The following is a 3,764-nucleotide window of genomic DNA, read 5'->3' on the forward strand; positions in this document are numbered from 1 at the left end:
GGTGCACACCGCCGGTGTCGCCGAGCCCGCGGACCGGGTGGCGTGGGGCCATCGGGTCGACCCTGGGCACGGTCGGGTCCAGGCGCTGGTCCACCTGCACACCTGAGGGACCCGGTTGTGGTCCGGTCGTCCTGGCGAGGCGTGCTCGGCCTGGCGCCGGTGCCCGGTGCCCGGTGACCGACGGGTCGCGCACACACCCTGCTCGGCCCGGCGGCGTCGGTTCCTGCTCGGCGGGCGAACTGTGTGCGGGGCGCGTCGGTGTCGGCGCAGCGGTGCCGGCGGGGCGACCCGGGGCCGCGGCCGCGCCGTTGAAGGACCGCGAGGGCAGCACCCAGAACGGGCCAGGCCCGCGCAGCCCCCTCGGAGGTCCCCGGTGGCCACGAACCACCCTGAGGGGTGGGCGCGGGGCGCACCTGGCGACGGCGGGACCTGCGGTGCGCCCACGAGGGGCCGTTGGCCTCTGGGCCTTTCGTCCCGAGGCTGACCAGCTGAACCGATGGTCGCCGACGAGCAGGAGGAGAACATGGCCGACGACGAGTGGGGACCCCGGGACGGCTCGGACGCGCACACCGTGCCCTCGAGCGCGTCCGGCGGCGCCACGTCCGCGGCATCACCTCCGATGAGCACCGGGGTGGAGGCCGAGCCACCACCACCCTCGGGGTCGAACGGGGGCGCGGGCCCCGCCCCGGCCGTGCCGCGCGCGGCGGTGATCCTGCTCTCCACGGGGGCGACGGTGATCATCGTCGCCGGGATGTACGCGGCCGCGTGGCTGGCCGCACCCCTGCTGCTGGCGCTGGTGATCGTGATCGCGGTCTATCCCATCAAGAACTGGCTGGAGCGCCGCGGCTGGCCGGCGTGGGCCACGGTGCTCGCGCTGATCGTCGTCATCTACGGATCGCTGGTGGCCCTGACCGGGTTCCTGGTCGCCTCGGTGAGCCAGCTCGCCGCGCTGCTCGAACAGAACGCCGCGAAATCCCAACAGCTCGTGGCCTCGGTGACCGCCCAACTGGCGAAGCTGGGCATCGACCCGACCCAGTCCAAGAACACCGCGGGCTCCGCGGACCTGAGCAAGATCGCCGGCCAGATCGGCAGCGTGCTCTCGGGCCTGGGCTCGGTCCTGAGCAGCCTGCTGTTCATCCTGGCCCTGATGCTGTTCCTGACCGCCGAGTCCGGTGGCACCAGCCGGCGCATGGCCATGATCGCCGCCGAGCGCCCGCATATGATCAAAGCTCTCGACGGATTCGTCTCCGGCACCCGCAGCTACCTCGTCGTCACCGCGGTCTTCGGGCTCATCGTCGCGGTCCTCGACACCGGGGCCCTCTACATCTTGGGCATACCGCTGGCCCTGCTGTGGGGAGTCCTGGCGTTCATCACCAACTTCATCCCCAACATCGGGTTCATCATCGGGGTGGTGCCGCCGGCCCTCCTGGCGCTGCTGACCGGCGGCTGGCAGCTCGCCCTGTCCGTGGTGGTCGTCTACTGCGTGCTCAACCTGGTCATCCAGTCGCTGATCCAGCCACGCTTCGTCGGTGACTCGGTCGGGCTGTCGGCCACGGTGACGTTCCTGGCGCTGCTGTTCTGGGCCTGGATCCTCGGGCCCCTCGGCGCCCTGCTCGCCATCCCGGCCACCCTGCTCGTCAAGGCCATCCTGGTGGACTCCGATCCTCGGACCGGGTGGGTCGAGGCTCTCCTCGGCGCGGAGCCCTCCACGCCGAAGGAACCGAAGGCCGCGAAGAAGCACCCGAAGGACCACCGCCGCAACGGCCGGGCCCACCCGGACGCGGAGGCGGCGGCGCCGGTGACGACGCCCCCGATGGCGTGAGCGTCGCGGCCCGGTGACACGGGGTCCGTCATGAGTCCGCGCCCGCCGCAGGGTCCGTCCGTCCGTCCGTCCCGGCGCCGGATGGTCCTGGTGGGGGTCCGGGCGGCGGCGACCGTGATCCTGCTGGTCGTCGCCTACTTCGTGTTGCCGCTGTCCCTGCGGCCGGGCGCGTCGACCCTCGTGACGCTGCTCGCGGGCCTCACCGCCATCACCGCACTGATCGTCTGGCAGATCCGTGCGATCGCGCTGGCCCGACACCCGGGGCTGCGGGCGGTCGAGACCCTCGCCCTGGTGATCCCGACGTTCCTGCTGCTGTTCGCGGCCGGCTACTTCCTGGCCTCGGAGGCGCAGCCCGACGCGTTCACCGAGCCCCTGACCCGGATCGATTCGCTCTACTTCACGATCACGGTGTTCGCCACCGTGGGATTCGGCGACATCAGCCCGGCGTCGGAGGCCACCCGCCTCGTCGTCGCCGTCCAGATGCTCCTGGACCTGCTGGTCCTGGGGCTGGTGCTCCAGGCCGTCCTCGGCGCGGTCCGTCGGGGACAGGCCCGGGGCGCGCCGTCGGACGGATGAGCAGCACGCAGAACCGGCCCGGGGTCGATGACCCCGGGCCGGCTCGTCGGATGAATCCCGACCGTCAGCGGTACTGATCGCTCCGGTCGCCCTGGGTCGCGACGAGCGCGAAGAGGATCATCACGTCGAGCGCGATCGCGACGATGCCCCAGATCGGATAGGCGGGCAGCCAGGCCAGCTGGACGAGCATGTTGATGGCGACGAGCCCGGCGCCGACCCACCGGGCCCAGCTCGGTGCGCTGCCCAGCAGGCTCAGCCCGGTCACCAGCACGAGGGCACCGAGGATGAGGTGGAGCCAGCCCCACCCGGTGAGGTCGATCGTCAGGACGGTGTTGTTCACGCTGACGAAGTAGGTCGGCGCGAACAGCGCGGCCAGGCCCTCGATGGCGGCGAAGGCACCGATCACGGCCATCATCACGCCCGCGAACCGCGTCCAGCCCGCCCCCGCGGGCGGGGACTCGTAGATCGGCGCGACACCGTCGGCAGGCGGGGACGGCAGGGGTGACCTGGGGCGCGGCGCCGTCGGTGACTGCTGCTCGGTCATGGGGGACCTCCGAACCTCGACCGATCGCCCCGTCGTCGGCGTGGGGCGTCGTCCGTGCACGCTCGGACCCGTGTGCGCCGGTGCCCAGAGGCCGATGGTCCCTTGCGCTCGGCCACTCGGACCCGGGTCGGCCGTGACGCCTTTCTCGACGGCATCGCCCCGTCGTCGCCTGGCCGTGGCCCGGAAGGACGCGTAGCCACGCCCCGGGCACATCAGTAGCATCAGGGAGGAATTCGCCGATCTCCCGCTCCGCGCGGGTCCGTCGATCGACGACCAGGTCGCCCCGGACCTCGGCGGCAGCACTCGCCGTGCATCTCGAGGTGCGGCGAGGGCCCCGTTACGGCGAGCGCCATACCTGCCGTGGTCGGTCGACGATCACGCAGCCACCCTCCCCGTGCGCCATCCCGGCCGGAGAAGCGCGCGGCGGGCGGCCATGACCGGACCGTCCCGCGCCGATCGTCGGCGTGCCGTCCACGGATCCGGAGCACCCACGATGACTCGCACCGAGGTCGACACCGGGGATGCGGTCGCCGACGACGGGCCGGACGACTTACTCGACGAGCTCATCGCCCTGGGACGCCGCTCGCCCCGACCCCGCCACGACCCCCGGCTGCTCCTCGAGGCCCTCGAGCCGGTGGGGTCCGTCCGGGACCTGGCCCGCGTCCTGGAACAGGTGGTCAACGCTGCGGCCGAGATGACCGGGGCCCGCCACGCGGTCCTCGGAGTGATCGAGGGAGGGCGCCTCGCGACCCTCCTCGACGAGCTCGACGCGGAGACCAGGGCCCGGATCGGAGCGCTACCGGTCGGGACCGGTGTGCTCGG

The 3,764-nt window shown here is 72.6% G+C and carries 4 protein-coding genes; 3 read left to right on the plus strand and 1 reads right to left on the minus strand.

What is annotated here, in order from left to right; translation table 11 throughout:
- The first annotated feature begins 496 nt into the window (after positions 1-496).
- Together VGI02_RS17320 and VGI02_RS17325 are read left to right on the plus strand one after the other, a co-directional pair.
- Positions 497-1,822 (plus strand): AI-2E family transporter, encoded by a 1,326-nt coding sequence (locus tag VGI02_RS17320; RefSeq protein ID WP_331629055.1) that lies wholly within the window; start codon positions 497-499, stop codon positions 1,820-1,822.
- Positions 1,823-1,852: 30 nt separating this feature from the next.
- Complete coding sequence (locus VGI02_RS17325) at positions 1,853-2,398, plus strand: potassium channel family protein (RefSeq protein ID WP_331629057.1); 546 nt, start codon at positions 1,853-1,855, stop codon at positions 2,396-2,398.
- 64 nt (positions 2,399-2,462) lie between these two features.
- Here VGI02_RS17325 and VGI02_RS17330 read toward each other — a convergent pair whose 3' ends face one another.
- Positions 2,463-2,942 (minus strand): DUF7144 family membrane protein, encoded by a 480-nt coding sequence (locus VGI02_RS17330; RefSeq protein WP_331629059.1) that lies wholly within the window; start codon positions 2,940-2,942, stop codon positions 2,463-2,465.
- Between the two features lie 493 nt (positions 2,943-3,435).
- Here VGI02_RS17330 and VGI02_RS17335 point away from each other — a divergent pair.
- On the plus strand, positions 3,436-3,764 hold a 329-nt coding region (locus VGI02_RS17335; RefSeq protein ID WP_414638304.1), incomplete at its 3' end, for a hypothetical protein.

Origin of the sequence: Actinomycetospora sp. (assembly GCF_036497245.1) — a bacterium.
Lineage (GTDB): Bacteria > Actinomycetota > Actinomycetes > Mycobacteriales > Pseudonocardiaceae > Actinomycetospora.

What these genes read in the sequence shown, in the direction of transcription:
- VGI02_RS17320 (WP_331629055.1), top strand. Translation starts at nt 497, where the DNA reads ATGGTCGCCGACGAGCAGGAGGAGAACATGGCCGACGACGAGTGGGGA.
- VGI02_RS17330 (WP_331629059.1), bottom strand. Translation starts at nt 2,942, where the DNA reads ATGACCGAGCAGCAGTCACCGACGGCGCCGCGCCCCAGGTCACCCCTG.
- VGI02_RS17325 (WP_331629057.1), top strand. Translation starts at nt 1,853, where the DNA reads ATGAGTCCGCGCCCGCCGCAGGGTCCGTCCGTCCGTCCGTCCCGGCGC.